The following is a 20,284-nucleotide window of genomic DNA, read 5'->3' as shown; positions in this document are numbered from 1 at the left end:
CATCACATATCGTACATCCCCGTGAATATACTTAATAACCAACAAGGCCAAACTGTGCCGTGTATCCACTTGGGGGGTGCCTAATAATGCCGGAACCACGCCAGCCATATTCATTCGTCGTATCCCGCGAAGATTGGTCGCTGCATCGCAAAGGGTACCAGGACCAGCAACGTCATCAGCAGAAGGTCAAAGATGTCATTAAGCAAAATTTACCCGATCTGATCACGGAAGAAAATATTATTATGTCGGACGGTAAACAGATTATTAAAGTGCCGATTCGCAGTCTGGATGAGTATCGCTTTATTTATAACTATCAAAAGCAAAAGCATGTGGGCCAAGGGGATGGCGACAGTCAGGTGGGAGATGTCATCGGACGTGATCCTGCTTCCCAGAAGCCAGGCAAAGGCGAGAAAGCTGGCGATCAGCCAGGACACGATATTGTGGAAACGGAAGTTAGTATAGAAGAACTGGAAGATATGCTGTTTGAGGAAATGGAATTGCCGCATCTACAGCAAAAAGATAAGGATCAAATTGAGGTTAAATCTATCGTGTTCAATGATATACGTAAAAAAGGCATGCAAGCGAACATTGACAAGAAGCGAACCATTCTCGAAAATTTGCGTCGCAACGCCCGCGAGGGCAGTCCAGGCATACATCATATCAGTCCGGACGATCTCCGCTATAAAACATGGGAAGAGAAGACCATCCCCCAATCCAACGCGGTGATTATAGCCATGATGGATACATCAGGCTCGATGGGATCTTTTGAAAAATATTGCGCCCGCAGCTTCTTTTTCTGGATGACCCGCTTTTTGCGTCGTCAGTATGAAAAGGTGGAAATTGTCTTTCTCGCGCATCATACCGAGGCTAAGGAAGTTACGGAGGAAGAATTTTTTACCCGCGGAGAAAGTGGCGGCACGATCTGCTCTTCTGCCTATTTGAAGGCACTGGAGATTATTGACAAGCGATATCCTCCTTCCAGTTATAATATTTATCCCTTCCATTTCTCGGATGGTGATAACCTAACCTCGGACAACGAACGTTGTGTGAAGCTAATCGAGGAACTTATAAAGCGGTGCAATATGTTTGGTTATGGAGAAGTGAATCAATATAATCGCAGCAGCACGCTGATGTCAGCCTACAAGAACATTAAAAAAGATCAGTTTATGTACTATGTCATTAAGGAAAAAGGTGAGGTATACCAAGCCTTACGTACCTTTTTTCGCAAACGGGAAGGGGGAACGGTGGGATGAGCACCGACCAGAAGGAGCTGGAATATGCGATATCAGAAATTATGGAGATTGCAAATGGATTCGGGCTCGACTACTATCCGATGCGGTATGAGATTTGTCCAGCGGATATTGTATACACGTTCGGAGCCTATGGGATGCCCACGCGCTTCAGCCACTGGAGTTTTGGAAAAACATTTCACAAGATGAAGATGCAGTACGATTTTGGATTGAGCAAAATCTATGAGTTGGTCATCAACTCCAATCCCTGCTACGCCTTCCTGCTGGAGGGAAATTCTTTAGTTCAAAATAAACTGATTGTCGCCCATGTGCTGGCGCACTGTGATTTTTTCAAGCACAACGCCCGCTTCTCTGCTTCGAACCGCAATATGGTGGAAAGTATGTCTGCCACCGCAGATCGAATCAGCAGCTATGAAATGGAATATGGCTCAAAGGCCGTGGAATCCTTCATTGACTCCGTGCTGGCGATCCAAGAGCATGTTGATCCACAGCTCATCAAGCCAAGGCATCTGGACAAACAACGCTACATGGAGCTCAAAATCCGCGAGCAGAAAGAACCTGGAAAACACCAGCGTCCCCCTGGGCCTTACGATGATCTGTGGTCACTGGATACGGTGAAGCCACAGCCGGATTCGACGGAAAGCGAAGGCATCCAGATTCGACAGTTCCCACCGGAACCGGAGAAGGATATCGTCTGGTTTATTCAGGAATTCTCAGAGGTGCTGGAGGACTGGCAGCGGGATATTATGACGATGCTGCGGGACGAAATGCTGTATTTCTGGCCGCAGATGGAGACAAAAATCATGAATGAAGGCTGGGCCTCCTATTGGCATCAGCGAATTGTCAGGGAACTGGATTTGACCGGGGATGAAACCGTTGAATTTGCGATGCTGAATGCTTCTGTCGTACAGCCTTCCAAGCAAAGCCTGAATCCGTACTATTTGGGGCTTAAAATATTTGAAGATATTGAAAAACGATGGGATCACCCAACCCGTGAGGAGCAGGAGCGACAAGGACGCAAACCGGGCGAAGGACGCGCTAAAATGTTCGAGGTACGGGAGTTTGACTCAGACACCTCTTTTATACGCAATTACATGACCAAAAAACTGACAGAGGATTTGGATCTATACGTGTTTGAGAAACGCGGGCCGGATTGGAAAATCACCGATAAATCCTGGGAAAACATACGGGATCAGCTAGTATTTTCGCGTGTGAACGGGGGTTCCCCTTATATCGTCGTCGAGGACGGCGATTATCTGCATACAGGCGAGCTGAAGCTGAAGCACCAGTATGAAGGCATTGACCTGGATTTAAAATATATGGAGCGTACGCTCCCGTATGTGTATCAGCTGTGGGGTCGCGCCGTTCATTTGGAAACGATGATTGAGGGCAAGCTTGCCCTATTTTCATACGATGGCAAAAAGCATCATCGCAAGTTTGTGTAGCCAGTTTGGTATTATCATCATAAAGTTAAGGTGCAGTCCGGGAAAGTGGATGTGCACCTTTGTTCTTACTTCTCCTTGAATTGAACGATGTAGCTTTGATTCAGCTGTTTTCCACCTTCCGAAATATTCTGGTACATGGATAAGAACCGAGCCGACGGACTCCATACCGTAGGGCTGTCATAGGACTGGATGTCAGTCGTGACCGGAGTTGTTTTACCCGTGGACTGATCAAACACATACAACCCTCTCATCCCCTGCTGATCCTCATCATAAATGGAAAAAGCCAGCTTGGAACCGTCACTGGACCAGCTTCCACGGCTCATTAAAGTCCCCTGACCGACGGTTCCCTTCTCTTTGCCATGTTCATCCAATACAATCATGCGAACAGGTTCGGAGGTGTTCCATTTTCTTTTTTCAATTGCAATCCATTTACCGTCAGGCGACACGGCAAAGGAGCTGGCACCATTCGCAATCGTTACAGCTTGCGGGTGGTCCATAGTAAACCGATTCAGCACCAGATACCCTTGCTTATCATGGCCTGTATAAAATATGGCGTTCCCTACTTTTTCGACATGAGCAATCAGTTCAGAGCGATTCGGGTCTTGAAAATTCAATTCTTTGGCCTTGCCGTCCAGGCCAATCAGATAAATCTTGCCGTCCGGTGCACCTGAAATCAGATGACCTTTATCCCCCCAGCTCACTTCGTTGGACATATCCAGCTTGCCAATCGATGTAACCTTACCGCTGTCTAGGTCAAGAATATAGCCCCGAATATCATATTTACTGCTGGTGCTGCCCTCGGTAAAAAAGACATGGCGCTGATCCGGTGATACCACAGCGAGCAATTGCGGAGCCTTGCGGTCCGGTAGCAAAGCCCGTTCCTTGCCTGTCTTTACATTATGAATCAACAGCCGGGTCTGTCTCTCCACAATCAGCTCTTCGTCGCTTAGCCAAGACCTCGCGTAGACATCCCCCAGCTTGTCGATGGACGATACCACCAGCTCGTCCGTTACCTGCTGCCGGGCTGCATCGGTGTCAATCACCGTAAGCTGTTGTCCCGGCTTCGTACCAGACGATGGTTTGGCTTCCCCTGCATCGTTCATTCCGCAAGCACTGAGCAGTACAAGAGCTATTGCGCTCGTTGTGAGCAGTCCCGTGATTCTGTGTCTGAAAAGCCATGCACGGGGATGATCGCCACAGGGGACACCGTTCTTTTGAACGTGGTTCATTCTGTTTTTCTTTATCATGTCATACGACCTCCTTGTTCACGATACCCCCAGTTTAATGCCCTAACGTCTCATGAATACATCGAATTGTTTCCAAGTTGTAAACAAGATACATTTCTAGCACTGTAGCTAACGATCCATCCGTTTATAGAGAGTCATCGGGAACCAACAAAGGCAGCTTAAGCGAAAATTCATTCCCTTTCCCATTGTCATCTCGTTTATCATTTTCATAGGCATTCTCCATGCCACCATCGCCTGAGGCCGTAAGATGTAGCTCCCCTCCCATGCGCTCCGCCAGTCTGCGCGCCAGAGGAAGTCCAAGCCCCGTACCGCTATCCTGACGGGAACGATCACGGCTCAAGGTAGCAAACGGCTCGAAAATCATCTTCCATTTTTCCCTGGGAATCAACGGACCTGAATTGCGTACATACACGACCACGGTATCCCGTTCCACCCGACTCGATAACGTCATCCAGCCTCCGTCCCGATTGTACTTCACCGCATTATCCAGCAAATTCAGCACAATATGCATCATATGCTTAGGATCGCCCCATACCTTGGCCGGAACAGCATCTATCGAAAAACGAAGTCCACGCTTCGCCGCTTTTCCCCGGGTTCGGCTCCCTGCATCTTCGAGCAGCAAGTGCAGCTCCACTTCCTCCGTATGCAATTCAAAATCATATTTATCCAGCACAGATAGTCGCAGCGAGTCCTCTACAAGCTCGTACAGGCGTTTCGTTTCCTTATGGATACTTTCTCTGGCTTCACGCACCAGCTCAGGGTCATCCCCATACATATCCAGCAAATCAGCGTAAGCCTGGATAGAGGTTAACGGGGTTTTCAGTTCATGGCTAATATTGCCGATAAAAGATTTTTGTTGCTGCTCCAGCTCCCTCAAACGCTGAACCGCTTCTTCCAGCCGGAGCTTTTCGTTCTCCAGCGCGGTAATGCTCTCCCGGATCACATGACTCATCTGGAGCATTCCTTCATCCAGTCTCCCCAGCTCGTCCTGCCTTCGAAGTAATCTCGCCTCAGGATAATGCCCTTCCGATATCTGCTCAGAAGCGCGAGTCAATCGACCGATGTCCCTTGTCTGTCGGCTGACATAACCCAAGCCCAAAATAAAGCTCAATACCAGCACCGCCCCCCCGTCCATAGAAACAAGCGGGCAATGGCCCGATAGAACTGCTGCTGTGCTTCGATTGAGGTATGAAGCTGCACCACCCCCAACAAGCCGTCCGGACCTTGGAGCGGGGCCAAATAGATGATGGTGCTGCCTTCCGTAATATAAGCGATCTTGCCTTGGAGCGCGTAAGAAAGCGCCTGACTGACATCCGTTCGAAAAGCCAGCGGTAGAGAATTGCCAACCTCATGTCCCTTGCGATCATATAAAATAACGCGCATATTGCTGGATGCGCCCAGCTCCACCGCAAGTTGGGGGGCCTGCTTCTTCATAAAGGCTTCAGGCGATTTGCTTACTCCCAACAGATAGGACTGCTTTACGCGCATTTCCACAATTTCAGCCTGACGTTTAAACCCACGCTCCATTTGATCTGTCTGGCTGGTGCGAATCCCGGTGAGCACAAGCCAGCTCAGCACACCAACCGTAAACAGCAGCAAAGCTGCCAGCACCAGTGGAAATTTCCAACGCAGACTCAAGCCTGTATGCTTGCGATTGCGCTTCTGCTGGTCAGTGGAAGGGAAGCTCCCTCGCTGATTCGATATATGTTCATTCACGTTATTTTCTCTGCCTTATAGCCGATACCATACACGGTCTGCAATATCGCCTGATGAGGCTCAAGCTTCTTGCGCAGACGCTGGATATGGATATCCACCGTCCGTGTTCCGCCCGCATAATCGAAGCCCCACACCTGCTCCAGCAGCTCGTCCCGGGTGTACACCCTTCCGGCATGAGACACCAACAGCGCCAGCACATCAAATTCCTTGGGAGTGAGATCCAGCGCCGTTGCCCCGATTTCAGCCGTTCGGCTGGACGGACGTACCCGTAACGGGCCAAGTACCGTTTCCGCTCCCTCCGGTGCAGGCGCTCCTTCTCGCTCCAGCCTCCGTACCAGCGCCTTGATGCGTGCGAGCAGCTCTCTCAAATCAAACGGCTTGCTCATAAAATCGTCTGCACCCAGCTCCAGCCCCAATACTTTGTCCACGATGTCGTTTTTGGCAGTCAGTAATAAAATACCGATACCCTTCCGACTTTCCAAACGGCGGCACACCTCGTATCCGCCCAATTTGGGCATCATCACGTCCAATACCAGCACATCCGGGTGGAACAAACGCACTTTTTCCAATGCGTCCTCCCCATCAATGGCGGTTTCCACCAAAAAGCCTTCCCTTTTTAACGCATAGGCCAGTGCATTCCGAATGCTGGACTCATCGTCCGCTACCAGTATTTTTTTATCCATGCTCTTCCCTCCCCGCCCCAAGGCAAAGCGTCCATCTACTTTTGTTCCCGCAAATAATAATGAATCAGACAGGTATGGCATATAAACTGCTCGCGTGGATCGTTAAGATCAAAATCCGTCATGTCGCGAATCCGCTCTAGTCTGTATTTTACTGAATTACGATGTATAAAAAGATAATTCGCCGTATCTATCAGACTGCCCCTGTTTTCCAAATAATAAAATAACGTTTTGAGTAGATCGCTGCCATGTGACCGATCATATTGCTGAAGCTTCCCCAGCTTACGTTCGAATACATTGGAAAATTCCTCTTTATCCATCGCTTCTCCAAGCATATAATGCATCTCTATATCGCCGTATGTGGATACACGTTGATCGGGATACAGCCGCTGCGATACCGTAATCGCACGTCGTGCCTCATTGTAGCTTTGAAGCAGCTCCCACAGCTTTTTGGCACTTCCGATGCCTATATAATAATCACCCGTGCCCAAAGCTTTTTCACTTACCCATTGCTTCAGCGTTTCAGCCCAGGATCGTTCCTGATCAGCGCCAGCCCCGTCATAATAATCACTTGAATTCAGCGTAGGCAAAAATAATACGGCCCGATTGGAACGAAACTCAATATGAGATACCACCCGCCGTCGGGTCGATTCCAGGTTCAGCAAACCGGAAAGGATCTCTTCAGGCGGGGCCGTAGCACTTTCCAGGACAGCCACCTCCCAATCATAAGCCGGGTTAAATCCCAATTGACGCCCTCTCCGCTCAACTTCATGGCGCAGCGGTACCGGAGGTGTCATGAGCTCATCTATGAAATTTCCCCGAAGCCGACTCTCCGTATCTTCTACCGCCTTTTCACGCATTAATTCCAACGCCATCACCAGACGTGCCTGCTCAATCCCAACCTGCTCCATATCATCTAGCTCATTGCGTGCAATGACCAGCTTGGCGACCGTGCGTTTATCCACATTAATGGGAAAATAACGAGAATCTTGTGCCTTCATCCAATCCCATCCTTGTGGTGAAGTGACAATAGCTTGACCTCCATTATCAATCAAAGCAACCGGAGCTTTAAGCAATTCTGCTATATTGTCACTAACAGCCTGTATGCCACTGTTCTCCAGAACCATTGTGGTTAGGGTTCGATAGATTCCTTCCGAGCGTCGCAGCAGCTCTGCTTGTCGGTTCAGCACCATATCCATGACACGCTGTGTAATATCTGTATATGGAATATCAGCTGGTATCTCAATCACAGGAAGACCGCAGGCATTGCTTTCCTCCAGCGCACTGCGGGGGATTTCCGTGAGAAAGCGGGTCGGCTTGATCGCAAGCGCCGCCGCTCCTCCCTGATACAGTAATTGAATGATTTGACACAATACCTCAGGCTCATGACGGATGGAATAAGCGGTTGTCATCAACAATACACCTTCCCGAATCCAGCCTTTCAGATCGGGAACCTCCATAATGTCAATAAAACGGACAACACGGTTAAGCCCTTGTTCTCCGCTTAATACCTTTGCCTCCTTCAACTCGGGGATTGCCATGGGTTCCTGAACTGTTACACCCGGTATTTTCATGATGACAGACCACCCTGCTATTTATTTTGCAAAATCTTTGCTTCATCTAATTTTCAGGATAGTGTACCAAAAAAGCTTACAAAACAAAACCTTTTACCGCTTGCTCATGTCTCTCCCAACCAGACCATTCCTATTTATAGGAACTCAATGGAACACAAATAAACCGCCCTTTTCTGGAAAAGACGGTTTATTCCGATATTAAACTATTTATGATCAAGCTAAGTGTCTATCCTACCTGTGCTTCATCATGATGCGGCTGCCAGCGTACCGAAGCAGCCGCACCCAGCGCCACAATCGGATCAATGGCTCGAATACCCAGCGTACGCTCCAGCTCTGGTGCAAAGTTCATCGTTACAAAACCGGTGCACGCAAGCACAATGACCTCTGCTCCCTTCTCCTGAAGCCGCAGCGCCGCTGCCATGGCAGCCTCTTTGCCTTGTGGAGTGTTCAAGTCCAGCGTTGTCCGCACACCCTTAGGGCGCTCCGTGCCGATATAAGACTCGCCCAATATATGGCGAATGAATGGAGGAGCCTCGTCCAAAATGGTCAACACACCGACACGGCTGGCCGATGTCAGTGCCAGATGTGCCGCACAGGACCCGGCCCCATAGACAGGGACCGCTACTGCCTGGCGAGTCTCCTCTAGCGCCGGATCAGCCGCGCAGCTAATACCGATAGACGTACAGCCCTGTTGAACGAGCTGTTGCGCCGCGAGCACTATTTTGGGCACGGCCTCCCTGTCTGTGATATCATCGTAGATTCCCTTCGGCTGATCGGGGATACATACACTGGTAACAGGCAGCCCGTAGCGCTGCTCGATGACTCGGCCGTGGAGGCCGATAGCTGCTTCGTCCTGCATGGTGAGCACTCTAATCATTCCAAGCATGATGATTCCCTCCTTTATCTCGCCAGCAATTGACCAGCCTTCATAATCAGACGATCATCCAAATATACATCCGGTTTTTGAACGACCCCGTCAATATGCACACCCGCAGCAACAGTTCCGCCAAAGGTATTATTGCTGCCAAAAGCGACATGGATCGTGCCGTATACTTTCTCGTCCTCTAATACAACGCCCGTAATGCGGGCTTTATCATTCGTTCCAATACCGAACTCGGCCAGCATTCTGCCATTACCCTCGCCCAGCATATCCAGCAGAGGCTGCCCGGCTTCTCCTTCTGCGGCGATTAATCTGCCATTTTGCACCGTCAGCAGGAGTGGCTCCTTTAATGCACCGATTCCCGCCACAGAACCATCCACTATGATCTGCCCTTGTGCCGTGCCTTCCAGTGGAGCAATATACGCTTCACCGGAAGGCAGGTTACCGGATTCTCCAGGGTTCAAATACATACCTGTGCTGGGTACGCCGTTGCGACCCTCAATGGTAAAGTTCAAGCTGTACCCGTCCTTTTCAATCCGTACCTGCTTGGCAGCCGTCAGCAATGCGGTCACCTCTTCGGTCAGCGCCTTGACCTTGGGATAATCAGCAGCAATTGCCCCGTTCATGAACATGTCATCCGTCATACCTGGCATGGTCGCCAGGCGAGCTCCAGCAGCTGCAGCCTGCTTGCGGGCACTTGTATGTGTCAGCGAATATCGGGTGACACATACAACAACGTTGGATCGGAGCATAGCTTCGGCAACAGGGGCCGGAGGCTCCTCGCCTGATTTGGAGTGCACTTTCATCGTCATCATCGCCGCTTCGGCTCCCAGTGCCTTACCAGCTTCATATATGGACTCGCCCAACTCCTTTTTATCATCGTCGGTTACAACGAGAAGTGTCTCTTCGGCGGTGAGTCCCAAACATTTTTGCAATACATTTTTACTGATTTCAACACGTTGCTGACTCATACTTCTTACCTCCTATTTTTAGGCTATATCAGCTTTCTCGAAATATTTATATGGGAAACGGATCAGGCGGAATGGTGCTGGACAAGCGATAGCGGTCGCCTGAAAGCTTTCCATAGGAAAGCTCGCATCGTAAGCCTAAACTGCTCCCGAATTTCTTCCGTAGGGAACTTATTCAGAAAATCCGGGGGCAAGCGATGGGAAGTACCATCCGCTTGTGTAGTGACCAACATGTAAATTTTCAGTCAGCTTATACACTTACACCATTTCCGATACGAGCTTACCGATCAAGGCATTGGATAATATGGCTGGAACCCCTGCATAACGTGCCGCCAGCTCTCTATGCACATCTGTATACCCCATACAATCCAGCACAATAAGATCAGCTTGATCTTTGAATTGTCCGGCAGCCTGTCGAAATTCCTCCGCACTGCCACTGTAAGGCGAGGCCGCTGCAAACTTGGGATTCAATCCGTAAGGACTGAATTTCAACTTGAGGTTATCCTTCTGCTCTTCAAGCGGTCCAATCAGTCCAAGTCTTCTTCCGCTGGACATAGCTTTAAGTACAGGCGGAAGCACATGATCCGGCTCGATTAAAAAAGCAGTTCGGGTGTGCAGTCCAGAAAATACGCCGGTACAAAGCAGCAAAATCGTACGTATCCCCTGCTCCTCCATACGTGTGATTTTGTCCTGAAGCAGTGGCTGGATTTTCTCACGTGAAATGACCACCGACTCCCCGGTTGTCAGACGCGAGGTCAATACATATTCTCCCGGCGACGGCGATAGGTGCTGTTGTATATAGTCTAATGAAAGCCCGTCCAGCACGCCTGCCTGCACCAGCTCTGCCCGTCCTTCCAGGGCCCTTTCTACAATAGGGGCCACATCCGACCGGGGAGCTTGTCCAATCATAATCATCCCAAGCTTATGCATCCTGAATCCCTGCCTTCGCTTCATTTTATTTTACGCTCCTGACGCCAAAGGGCAAGCCTGCGGCCTGCCCTGTTATGCATCAGCTATGTCTTTGGGCACTGCCTGCTGTCTGCAATATTTTCATAGAGCCGTACAATTCGGTGATTCTGGCAAATTCCTCGGATCATAAAATGTACACGTTCCGTTCGTAAATTCCTTGGCGGTTTCAATCGAAAATCTTACGGCAGTGGCAATATCAATCTCGTGACTTGCCCCGGTACCACATCCCGGTACAGCCGCCTGTGGTGTAATCGCAACACCGACTACAGGTGCATCCGTCGCTACAGCAGGCTGTAAAATCGAGTTAATATGATAGAGGTCATTACCATACGGCGTGATATCCTGCGTCGTAACCGGAAAAGTAACAGGCAATTGTGCCGTAGTTTATTCCATCAGGCGTAATAAATCCTCACTGACCCGCAAAATATAGCCTTCCTTCACCGTAGGTGAAATGGCGATTCATTTCCACAATATCCACAGGTGAATCCATAAAATCAACCGGCTCATGCGGACGCGTAGGGGCATCCGGGCAAATGTGCGTGGTGACAACCACATCCCCCTTCAGTCTATCGCCTTTAAGCTGCATGTCTGCCAGCTTTAGTGCAGCCGCTACCGCCGCGATCGCTCCATCAGCATCAGATACGAGGCCAATTCGGGATGGACGTGCGCCGATCCCGCCCAGGCGACCAACAATACCGAATGTTGGTGCCGTACCTCCCGAGCTTTTACCTTCTGTACCGGGAATAAGCACATGGATAAAATCTGTACTTCCCTTCACTCCGGTCACCTGTTTTACGGTTACCGAAATATCCTCATATCCAGCAAAAAGCTGCTTCACTCGCTCTCCATTCACATAGGCGCTGTCCAGCGCTTCGAATACAGTTAATGTTTGTTGAAGTGCCATCGTTGCGTTCCTCCTGTATATTTTATAAGTAGGACAGTATCGGCTTATGGATTATTTGCTCAATCGATTGCAGCAATTTGCTGTTAAACATGGTCGTGCTCAGCAGGAGTCGTTCCTTCGGTACTGCAATGATAGCCAGTCTCTGTCCCTTGGCTACGGCAGCTGTGATTACAGGTCTGCCTGTATCGATATCCAATGTCATGATCAGGTCTGGAAACGTGGCTAACCGTTCCCCGTCAAGCTCCAGTGACATGTACTCATTCCAGAAGGTCATTTCGTAGGTCAGTCCGCTGTCCGTTATGCAAACCACCCCGGCGTCAAAACCTCCTGATGTTTCGAGTCGACACTCCGTTACTTCACCTGTAGCGATAGCCTTACCGCCCAGCTCGGCGGTCACGGCAGCAATCGCAGCCTCGCCCTGGTGAGCCAGCATCGCTTCTCCGACGGCGATTGCCCGGGAAATGGCTCCCGGGGCGCCATTGGCTTTCGCATAAGCAGCTGTCACCGGATTCCTTGCAACTGCTACCAATCCTCCAGCTTCCACCGAGGCTTTACGAACCAGCGAAGCGGCATGATCCAGGGAACCTGTAATGCCCAATTCTATATAGTGCTCCCCGCGTCCGCCTACGGCAGCCTGATGGCTAACGTAATTCGGCAGCTCGGTTAAATTCATCGAGCCCATCGTTCCTGTCGGGTGAGCCCGCCCATTACAAGCAAAATCCACAACCGGGATACCGGTTAAGGCCGACTGAAACCAGCCATTAATTGTTGTTTCACCGCCATTTTCATTTGTGTGCAAAGCCCGGACGCCCTTTCCTGTCATAGAGGACACCATATTCAGGGCTTTTACATAATGAACGGGCTTTACATATTTGTCCGGCGCAGCCGGGGCACCAACGACAGCTACAGTGACGAAAAGATCGTCGTCTGCAAAACTGTCTATGGGTACTAGCAGCGGTTGTCCTGCTTCAAGAGCCAGCTTTCCGATCCGCAGCCCTTCCTCGACCCAGCCTCCGCCGCCACCGCCTAAGACAGCACCGCCATAAACGGCATATTCAACAATCCTTTCATCCAGCTTTAAAGCTTCCATCTGCATCATCTCACTTTTTTAGTTTAAATACAGAGTTAAAGAAGTTATAGAGTGCATCCCCCGCGATAAAACCGGCAGCCAGAATCGTCATAGAAGCGACAGTCTCCTTTTTCCCAAAGCGAGTTACGAGAAAGCGGATCGCTATGCCGACCAGCACGGCCCAGCATGCGTTTGCTGTCGCAATCAACAGCCCTGTTGCAAACATGACGCCCAATTGGCGTTTGGAACCACCGATGAGCTGGAGAATCGCCCCTGGAATCGCCCACAGCAAAAGCTGGCTTGCAATTCCCGGCGTAGCCCCGGCCTGAATTGTCGACACATATACCTTATCAATCGGCGGCACCAGATTTTGTGCAAAATAGCTCGGGTAAGCCAAAGCGACCGTCACCAGTGCAACCGCAAAAGCGATCAGAGCCGTTATATACTGTTGCTTCCTGCCTTCCCGTTCCAGCTCTTTATCCTTGCCATTACCATGCAGGATATAGCCTGTTTTTAAATCAAAGCCCATGTCAGCAAAAGCAGGACCTGTAGCTGCGCTAAACCCGGCTAGCAACGCCAGCGCCACGGGTGGGAACCCGATCATCATTCCGCCAAGCAAAGTGATAAAAGCAACTGCAAAGGCAGGAAACCAACCAGAATGCATAGCCGCAATACCGACGATAATTTCATGCACAAACGCGGCAAAGGCTGCAAATACGATAAAGCCGATCAACATACCTACCGACATGTGTGTAACCAGTCCACCGATAATGGCAATCAGTAGCGAAATAACCAGATAAGCGATAAAACCGAGTCCAAGCGTACGACGGGCCTCTGCAATCGGACGGGTGCATTCCGCATCCGAGGCTTTATCCGCAACTATGGCGGTGTTGCCCTTTTTCTTCCCGGAAAAGCCAAACACGAGTATAGCAGCCTGAATTAACGCCACAATCCCTGCCCCGATCATCACACATGGGCGATGTAGAGCGCATTAACATCGATCTGAAATAGCGGCATGGAATACTGGCGAATCAATAGACCGACCCCAAACATGCCCAACGCCCAAATATTTCCGATAAATGCGACCCCAAAAGCAGACATCGGGATGCTCAAATAGGAGCCGACTACCCCGATCAGTGCCCCAATGCCTAGCAAACCGGCACGTTTACCGCCTTTATCTCCGGCTTTGATGGACTCCGCCGTTGCAACGCCCGGAGCCCAGGTGCCCGAGGCTGGAAACAGCTTGGAATCAAAAATTTTATAAAGTATCGTCGCATCTGCGAACATGGCTAACGCCGCTCCCAGCAGCATCGGTACAACCAAATCAGGCGTTCCCATAAGATAGGGGATTCCAATAGGAATCAGCAGGCTATTGGCCGCCCCGAAAGTTGCTGAGGAAATGGCGGTTTGTACCAGGTTTTGACGATGAACGGACTTATATCGTAAAAACCAGTTGATCGGAATACGTGCAATCAACATCGCAACTAATGCTCCGATAATGGCCGTATTCGGAGTCACGCCCAGGCTGGTTACAATCTGCATCCCGATAATCGCCCCCAGAATGCTTGTAGCTACAATCAGAATAAATGCAAAAGGCTCAAACGTTTTCGGGTGACGCTTTTCTTGTTCGTTTTCCATATGATCCTCCTGCGGCTTAGACATGTTGTATTTCGTCCCTGATAAATAGGTTAAACCTATGTTACTGCAACTTTCCTTCCATAAACAATGTTCATCCTGACCAAAACAATGACTTGTTTATTGTGCACCAAAGATAAACAAGCAGATAGATAGCGTTTTCATTACATTTTATTCCTTTTATATGTCATGAAACATAACACCCCCCCCCCCCTCTCTTTGCTTTAAAGTGTCTTAGCTGTCCGTATATGCTAAAATACTTCCGTATCGGCTATTCGCCTACAGGAGGGCATGAACATGAACCAATCCATTCTGATCGTGGAAGACGAAGAGAAAATTGCTCGGCTTCTAGAGATCGAGCTTGAGTTTGAAGGATATCAGGTGGTTAAAGAAAAAAACGGAATTGACGGGCTGGAGACGTATTGCAAAGGCAAATGGGATCTGGTTTTGCTCGATATTATGATTCCCGGTCTCAGCGGCACCCAGCTGCTGCAACGGATTCGCAAAAATGATGCGAACGTTCCTGTCATTTTACTAACAGCTAAAAGTTCCATTGCAGATAAAGTGGAGGGGCTTGATTTGGGAGCCAACGACTATATTACAAAGCCGTTTGTGATCGAAGAGCTCCTTGCACGTGTACGGGCCGCACTCAGAGTAGGCGCAGCGAAAGACACAGCTCCCCAGACGGCAGATGCATGGCTTAGTGCGGGGGATTTACGCCTCCATGAAGGTACCCGTGAGATTCTTCGAGGAGAGCACAGCGTTGAGCTTACGCCGCGAGAGTTTGACTTGCTCGTTCATTTACTCCGACATCAGCGACAGGTGCTTAGCCGTGAGCAATTACTGGTGAATGTATGGGGCATGGACTATGTTGGCGATACCAACGTGGTAGATGTGTATATTCGGTATGTGCGCAATAAAATCGACCCTACGCGCCAGCTTCCCGAGCTGATTCATACTGTACGGGGAATTGGTTATGTTCTGAAGGAATCATTATGAAGCTGCAAAACAAAATCCATACGTACACTTCGTTACTGCTTGCGATCTTACTTGTGGCCATTCATTTTTCGGTTTATTTTCTGTTCAGCCAGCTTTCTATCGACAATCGAAAGGATCAGGTAGAAGCCACAGCGGAGAACATCATTCGCGGTATTCAGCGAGCTCCGCTATCCGTAGCGGCAGAGGATCTTCTTCGAGCCTATGTGCCGCTGCATGGCATGCTTCGGCTAATGAATCCGCAGGGTGATTTTCTACCCCCCATCACCTCTTCTTCGGAGCAATCTCTCAGCTTGATGCAGGGGGCTTATGATGAGACACGACAAGTTCGCATGATTACCCATGAAAACAACCGCTACATTCTTGTATCCGTCCCCATGATTTGGACCAATGGCGAGGTTGTCAATCTTCAGGTGACCGAAAGTCTGCAGCCGACGATGGAGACACTACAGGTCCTCAGAATTGTACTTGTAGCTGTCACCGGAATTGCACTCATTCCTGTCGTGATATCAGGAAGACTGCTTGGGCGACTGATTACGCGTCCCATTACCTCTATGATTCGCACGATGAGAGAGATTCAACATAGCGGAAAATTCAAACGTCTTCCGCTCGACTCCACATCACGCGACGAACTGGTTGAAATGGGAAAAACGTTTAATGACATGATTGAATTGCTGGAGCGTAACTTTGTCCAGCAAGAACAATTTGTCTCTAATGCGTCCCATGAATTGAAAACACCTCTCACCATTATTGAAAGTTATGCCAGCCTGTTACAAAGGCGGGGTCTACAGCATCCCAACATCTTCACCGAGTCCGTTGAAGCTATCCATTCCGAGGCCATACGAATGAAGGACATGGTAGAGCAGCTTCTTCTTTTGGCCAAAAATGAGGAGCAATGGAATGTCGGGTTAGAGCCTGTACGCTTGACCAAAGTGGCAGCCGAATTGAAAGCGACATTTGAAAATGCTTTTGCCCGGCAAATCCACCTGGATGTACAGGCAGACTGCAATGGCTATACCGATGAAAATAAGCTAAAGCAGCTGCTATTTATCTTTTTGGATAATGCACGCAAATACAGTGACGAACCAGTACGTCTAACCATCGATACCGTGGGCGATACGCCTCAACCCTGTATTAGAATCACAGATCGGGGAATTGGAATTCCAGAAGATAAACTATCTAAAGTATTCGACCGCTTCTATCGTGTGGATGAAGCCAGAAGCCGTGAGGAAGGGGGCGCTGGTCTAGGCTTAGCACTGGCTACAGGAATTGCTCAAGCTATTCACGCACAAATTAGACTGGAAAGTATACAGGGAAGCGGAACAACGGCAACGATCATCCTCCCTTCCGTTCCTAAATAATAAGCCCAAGGAGGGACTAGTAATGAAAGCCATTTATGTGTGGGTAATGGGGGGGACGGTGGCGGCTATTTTGATCACCATTTGCCTTTTACAGTGGCCATGGGCACGATCGTTAGCTGCTTCACCATTGGAAGAAAAAACGGTCATCCAATCCATATTGCATCAGTATCCCGGCGAGGTGCTGGAATCCAAACGCCTGGATCATTACTATCTGGTCAAGCTAGAACGAGCCAAAGGAAAATACGAAATAAAGGTCAACGCCTATGACGGTATCATTGAATCGATTACGCAAACGCAAGCTTATCAGGATACCCAACGGGAACCCCAGGATCACGATCCCGGTTCCCCACCAAGTAAGAACATATCGGGTCCAGACAGCAATTCTGACCCGGTGTCTTTCGTGATCACAGAGAAAGAAGCTGCCCAGCTTGCTGCCAAAGCAGTAAACGGAACATCCGATGATATTGAGCTTCACCGTAACGAAAAAGGTTTTTATTATCTCGTAGAGATTGAGGTAAAGGATGGGCGTGAAGCAGTCGTGCAGGTCAGCGCAGTATCGGGCTCTATTGACTCTGTCACTTGGGAAAAAGAAAAACAAGGCCGCGACGACGAATAAGCTGACCTGATGAGCATCCCCATGTTTTTCTCATTGTTTTCTCATGATTCTATTATGCTCCTTTCATGTTCAAGAGATAAGCTGTATTCAAGCTTACAGTACAGGGAGGATTCATAGATGAAAAAAAACTATACATTAGGAATTATAGCAGCCACGGTGCTGCTGGGAGCTACGGTTACAGGTGTATCAGCGAATGCCGTTTGGGCCGCCAAACCTACGAATCTTATTGGAGCAACAACTGCTGCCAATATTGCAAAGAAGGCTGTGGGTAATCATGCGCAAGTTAAAGATGTCGAACTAGAACGCGAAAACAACGGTAAGGTCTACTATGAAGTGGAGCTCCGGCATGGCGATAAAGATTGGGATATCGATGTAGATGCTTACACTGGAAAAACCATTCGTTCCCATTCTGAGCTTAACGATGACTCAAATGACAAGTCCTCCTTCAACAAGCCCAACCACGTTACCATAACCGAGAAGCAGGCTGGGCAAATCGCGCTCAAAAACGTGCCTGGTACCCTTCTATCTACTAAATTGGATAAGGAAGACGGGCGGTTCATTTACGATGTAAAGGTGCTTACCGATGAAGGCACCGTTGAACTCGAAATCCATGCGGTATCTGGAGCAATCGTGGATATGGACAAGGATTTTGATGATGACCGCTATGATGACGACCATAATGAATCACTCAGGCCATAACCTGGCTTGCGCAATACAAAGTTAACTCAAACGGGGCAGCGAACTTTCGCTTTCCCGTTTTTTTGGCTTACACAACACAGTAAAAGAACGAGTATAGCCCCTAAAACCGCACCTATTACCTCATTATGAATAGACTGATAACTAACAGAGGATTACCTTTTTTATTAATCTCAAGTCAAGTGAGGTTCTTATGGCAAAATCCTATACCAAAGCACAGATTCGCAATATTACCCGTCGTTTTGGCCTGATTCCGTTAAAATCTAGCTTAGTCCCGTCACTGTACCGCAAAAATGCTGTAATCCAAGTGAAAACGAAAAAGGGAACTTATGCATTAAAACCATTTAGTCGTACTAAGATGGTTCGCTCAAATACGATTCAACAGATGAAGCAGGCTGCAAGCATGATCAATCTGTTGAAAAAGAGAAAGTATCGCTACATGCCCACGTGGCTTCCGGCACATTCCGGGAAGCTATGGACTTTACATCAAGGAACGCCATTTTATGTTAGTCAGTGGATCAAAGGGCGGGGATTGGAGACTGCTGAAGATTTTGAAAAGCTTGGGTGGGCACTTGCCACGCTTCATGCCACATCCATCGGCTTGCATCGGATTGGAAGGGGGAAATTCCCTACATTTCAGCAGTTGCGGGTATGGAAAAACCAGGATCGTCTTTTTCAAAGAAAAATAAAACAAATCAGCCGTCATGACACAAAATACCGGAACTGGTACAATGCTTTCGGCAAAGACTGCAAACGTTTATCCAGGCGGGCATGGAAGGATTTGCAAGACACCTCCGTTATTAAGCTGCTTCAGAAGGAAAACCGTTCCCCCTCTTTGATACACAGTGACATCACAATCCCTAATGTCATTATTTCTGATGGTGGTCAACTCAAAATCATCGATTGGGATCGGGTTAAGGTCGGCTCAGTCTATGCGGATCTGGCAAAAGCACTTATGAATACAACCCAGTTCAATCCTGAATTTGTGAAATCCTTGCTGAAGGGATACCAAAAACGCAAGCCACTAAGCCGAACCGAACGAAAAATGGTAACCGCCCTGTATAAACTGCCACGAGAAGCGTGGCATGCCTCCCAGCACCCCAATCGCTCAAGAGACCGCGAAATCCTGGATCACTGGCATCAATCGTGGCCCCTTCGTTTACAAATCATTCATATTTTGCAGGAATGGGTCCATGCATAAAAGAAAGTGAGGATCAAAATGTCGATTTTATCGAACGTTGAGCAGATGTACGGAATCAAAATTCAACGTAGTCGTCAAAAGAAGGATATACACAAGATTGAGACCGCCAATATGACCTATTGTTTAAAACCCTACAATTTCCCAGAAGATGAAATTCGTTTTATTACACGTGTGTTGTCCTTCCTGGATGAACGCGGATTTACCCGTAGCCAAAAGGTTTATCCGACAGTGCAGCAAACCGCTTATATGACCTATGAAGGCATTTTGTATACGTTAACCAATTGGGTTGATGGACAAAGACCAAAATTTACAAAAAAAATAGATTTCAAAAAGGGAATTTCCACCTTAGCCAAATTTCACACCAGTGCCATAGACTTTCCAGTTACTGAAGCTCCGGCAGCCAGAATACGTTACGAAGGCTTGGGTGATGAAATTGCTGGATACAAAAAACGCCTCAGTCCCTGCAAAGGCACAGCACATCTCGTGGCTCTCTGTGAAGAAGTGACGAATTATTTACAGCAGCCCAAGGTTCGAGAAGCAATCGACTCGGAGCAAAAAGCCTCCGCCTTTATACATGGCGACTACAATTATCCCAATCTGATTAAAGACAGACGGCTCCAGATCCATTTAATTGATTTTGAAAATTGCTCCCTGCATGTAAGAATGAAAGACTTGTCCCATCTTCTTCATCGAAATTGTCTTTGGAACGGGACAAAGATGCTGCGCGCGATTGACTACTATCAGCGATATCGTCCATTAAGCACCCGTGATTTACATTTGCTTCACGCGCTTTTGATCTCTCCCTATCACGTGGTCCGCAACATCAGAATAGGCGGCATCCGTTCTGCTAAGCGTGTTATTCCATCCTTAGCGCAATTGAACAGATACCGACGTGAGCTTAGAGCGCTGCTATAATCTGCACGATTGAAACCAGAGCAAAAAAACAGAATATAAAAACAGACCTAACTAAACGGTCTGTTTTTTTATGCTCTGATAGCCATATACGCGAAAAGTGTTTGTTACTAAACCGGATTTATCTGCTGATTGTACCGGTACACTTAAAGATTTATAGTATTG

15 protein-coding genes and 3 pseudogenes are annotated in these 20,284 nt (G+C 48.6%); 8 read left to right on the top strand and 10 right to left on the bottom strand.

All coding sequences use genetic code 11. The features are described from left to right. Positions 1-86: 86 nt before the first annotated feature. Positions 87-1,253, top strand: a complete 1,167-nt coding sequence (yhbH, locus tag LCF57_RS14065) for a sporulation protein YhbH (RefSeq protein ID WP_226001243.1) — start codon at positions 87-89, stop codon at positions 1,251-1,253. Further along, positions 1,250-2,695: a SpoVR family protein gene (locus tag LCF57_RS14060; protein WP_226001242.1), complete on the top strand. Its 1,446-nt coding sequence runs from the start codon at positions 1,250-1,252 to the stop codon at positions 2,693-2,695. Before yhbH ends, LCF57_RS14060 begins: the two co-directional genes overlap by 4 nt. A gap of 65 nt (positions 2,696-2,760) precedes the next feature. Here LCF57_RS14060 and LCF57_RS14055 read toward each other — a convergent pair whose 3' ends face one another. From LCF57_RS14055 to LCF57_RS14005, 10 genes and pseudogenes are all read right to left on the bottom strand, one after another. Beyond that, the gene (locus tag LCF57_RS14055) at positions 2,761-3,942 is read right to left on the bottom strand and encodes a WD40 repeat domain-containing protein (RefSeq protein WP_226001241.1); all 1,182 of its coding nucleotides are present in this window, start codon (positions 3,940-3,942) and stop codon (positions 2,761-2,763) included. Positions 3,943-4,066: 124 nt separating this feature from the next. Further along, positions 4,067-5,658, bottom strand: a pseudogene (locus LCF57_RS27905) (sensor histidine kinase). Beyond that, positions 5,655-6,341 carry a response regulator transcription factor gene (locus LCF57_RS14040; RefSeq protein ID WP_226001238.1) on the bottom strand — a complete coding sequence of 229 codons (687 nt, stop codon included), beginning with the start codon at positions 6,339-6,341 and terminating at the stop codon, positions 5,655-5,657. The pseudogene LCF57_RS27905 and the gene LCF57_RS14040 overlap by 4 nt, the downstream one beginning before the upstream one ends. A gap of 35 nt (positions 6,342-6,376) precedes the next feature. After that, entirely contained in the window at positions 6,377-7,912 is a 1,536-nt protein-coding gene (locus LCF57_RS14035) for a PucR family transcriptional regulator (RefSeq protein WP_226001237.1), read from the bottom strand. Between the two features lie 226 nt (positions 7,913-8,138). After that, positions 8,139-8,798, bottom strand: a complete 660-nt coding sequence (locus LCF57_RS14030) for an aspartate/glutamate racemase family protein (protein WP_226001236.1) — start codon at positions 8,796-8,798, stop codon at positions 8,139-8,141. Positions 8,799-8,812: 14 nt separating this feature from the next. Next, positions 8,813-9,763, bottom strand: a complete 951-nt coding sequence (locus LCF57_RS14025) for an aminopeptidase (protein WP_226001235.1) — start codon at positions 9,761-9,763, stop codon at positions 8,813-8,815. Positions 9,764-10,018: 255 nt separating this feature from the next. Then, positions 10,019-10,714, bottom strand: a complete 696-nt coding sequence (locus tag LCF57_RS14020) for an AroM family protein (RefSeq protein ID WP_226001234.1) — start codon at positions 10,712-10,714, stop codon at positions 10,019-10,021. A 55-nt stretch (positions 10,715-10,769) separates the two neighbouring features. Then, positions 10,770-11,633, bottom strand: a pseudogene (locus LCF57_RS14015) (DUF1177 domain-containing protein). 22 nt (positions 11,634-11,655) lie between these two features. Then, the gene (locus LCF57_RS14010) at positions 11,656-12,723 is read right to left on the bottom strand and encodes a DUF917 domain-containing protein (protein ID WP_226001276.1); all 1,068 of its coding nucleotides are present in this window, start codon (positions 12,721-12,723) and stop codon (positions 11,656-11,658) included. A 10-nt stretch (positions 12,724-12,733) separates the two neighbouring features. Beyond that, a pseudogene (locus LCF57_RS14005) lies at positions 12,734-14,340 on the bottom strand (OPT/YSL family transporter). A gap of 294 nt (positions 14,341-14,634) precedes the next feature. On the opposite strand from LCF57_RS14005, the gene LCF57_RS14000 reads away from it, so the two are divergent. The 6 genes from LCF57_RS14000 (at position 14,635) to LCF57_RS13975 (ending at position 20,122) form a co-directional block, all read left to right on the top strand. Then, positions 14,635-15,336: a response regulator transcription factor gene (locus tag LCF57_RS14000; protein WP_226001233.1), complete on the top strand. Its 702-nt coding sequence runs from the start codon at positions 14,635-14,637 to the stop codon at positions 15,334-15,336. Beyond that, entirely contained in the window at positions 15,333-16,694 is a 1,362-nt protein-coding gene (locus LCF57_RS13995; protein WP_226001232.1) for an ATP-binding protein, read from the top strand. Before LCF57_RS14000 ends, LCF57_RS13995 begins: the two co-directional genes overlap by 4 nt. Positions 16,695-16,716: 22 nt before the next feature. After that, positions 16,717-17,310 (top strand): PepSY domain-containing protein, encoded by a 594-nt coding sequence (locus tag LCF57_RS13990; RefSeq protein ID WP_226001231.1) that lies wholly within the window; start codon positions 16,717-16,719, stop codon positions 17,308-17,310. Between the two features lie 117 nt (positions 17,311-17,427). After that, positions 17,428-18,009: a PepSY domain-containing protein gene (locus LCF57_RS13985; RefSeq protein ID WP_226001230.1), complete on the top strand. Its 582-nt coding sequence runs from the start codon at positions 17,428-17,430 to the stop codon at positions 18,007-18,009. 190 nt (positions 18,010-18,199) lie between these two features. Next, positions 18,200-19,207 (top strand): aminoglycoside phosphotransferase family protein, encoded by a 1,008-nt coding sequence (locus tag LCF57_RS13980; RefSeq protein WP_226001229.1) that lies wholly within the window; start codon positions 18,200-18,202, stop codon positions 19,205-19,207. Positions 19,208-19,225: 18 nt separating this feature from the next. After that, the gene (locus LCF57_RS13975; RefSeq protein WP_226001228.1) at positions 19,226-20,122 is read left to right on the top strand and encodes a phosphotransferase; all 897 of its coding nucleotides are present in this window, start codon (positions 19,226-19,228) and stop codon (positions 20,120-20,122) included. Positions 20,123-20,284: the final 162 nt, after the last annotated feature.

This window comes from Paenibacillus sp. BJ-4 (genome assembly GCF_020404765.1).
Lineage (GTDB): Bacteria > Bacillota > Bacilli > Paenibacillales > Paenibacillaceae > Paenibacillus.
Note: the sequence above shows the minus strand (reverse complement) of the source record. Positions and strands in the feature narration are given on the sequence as shown.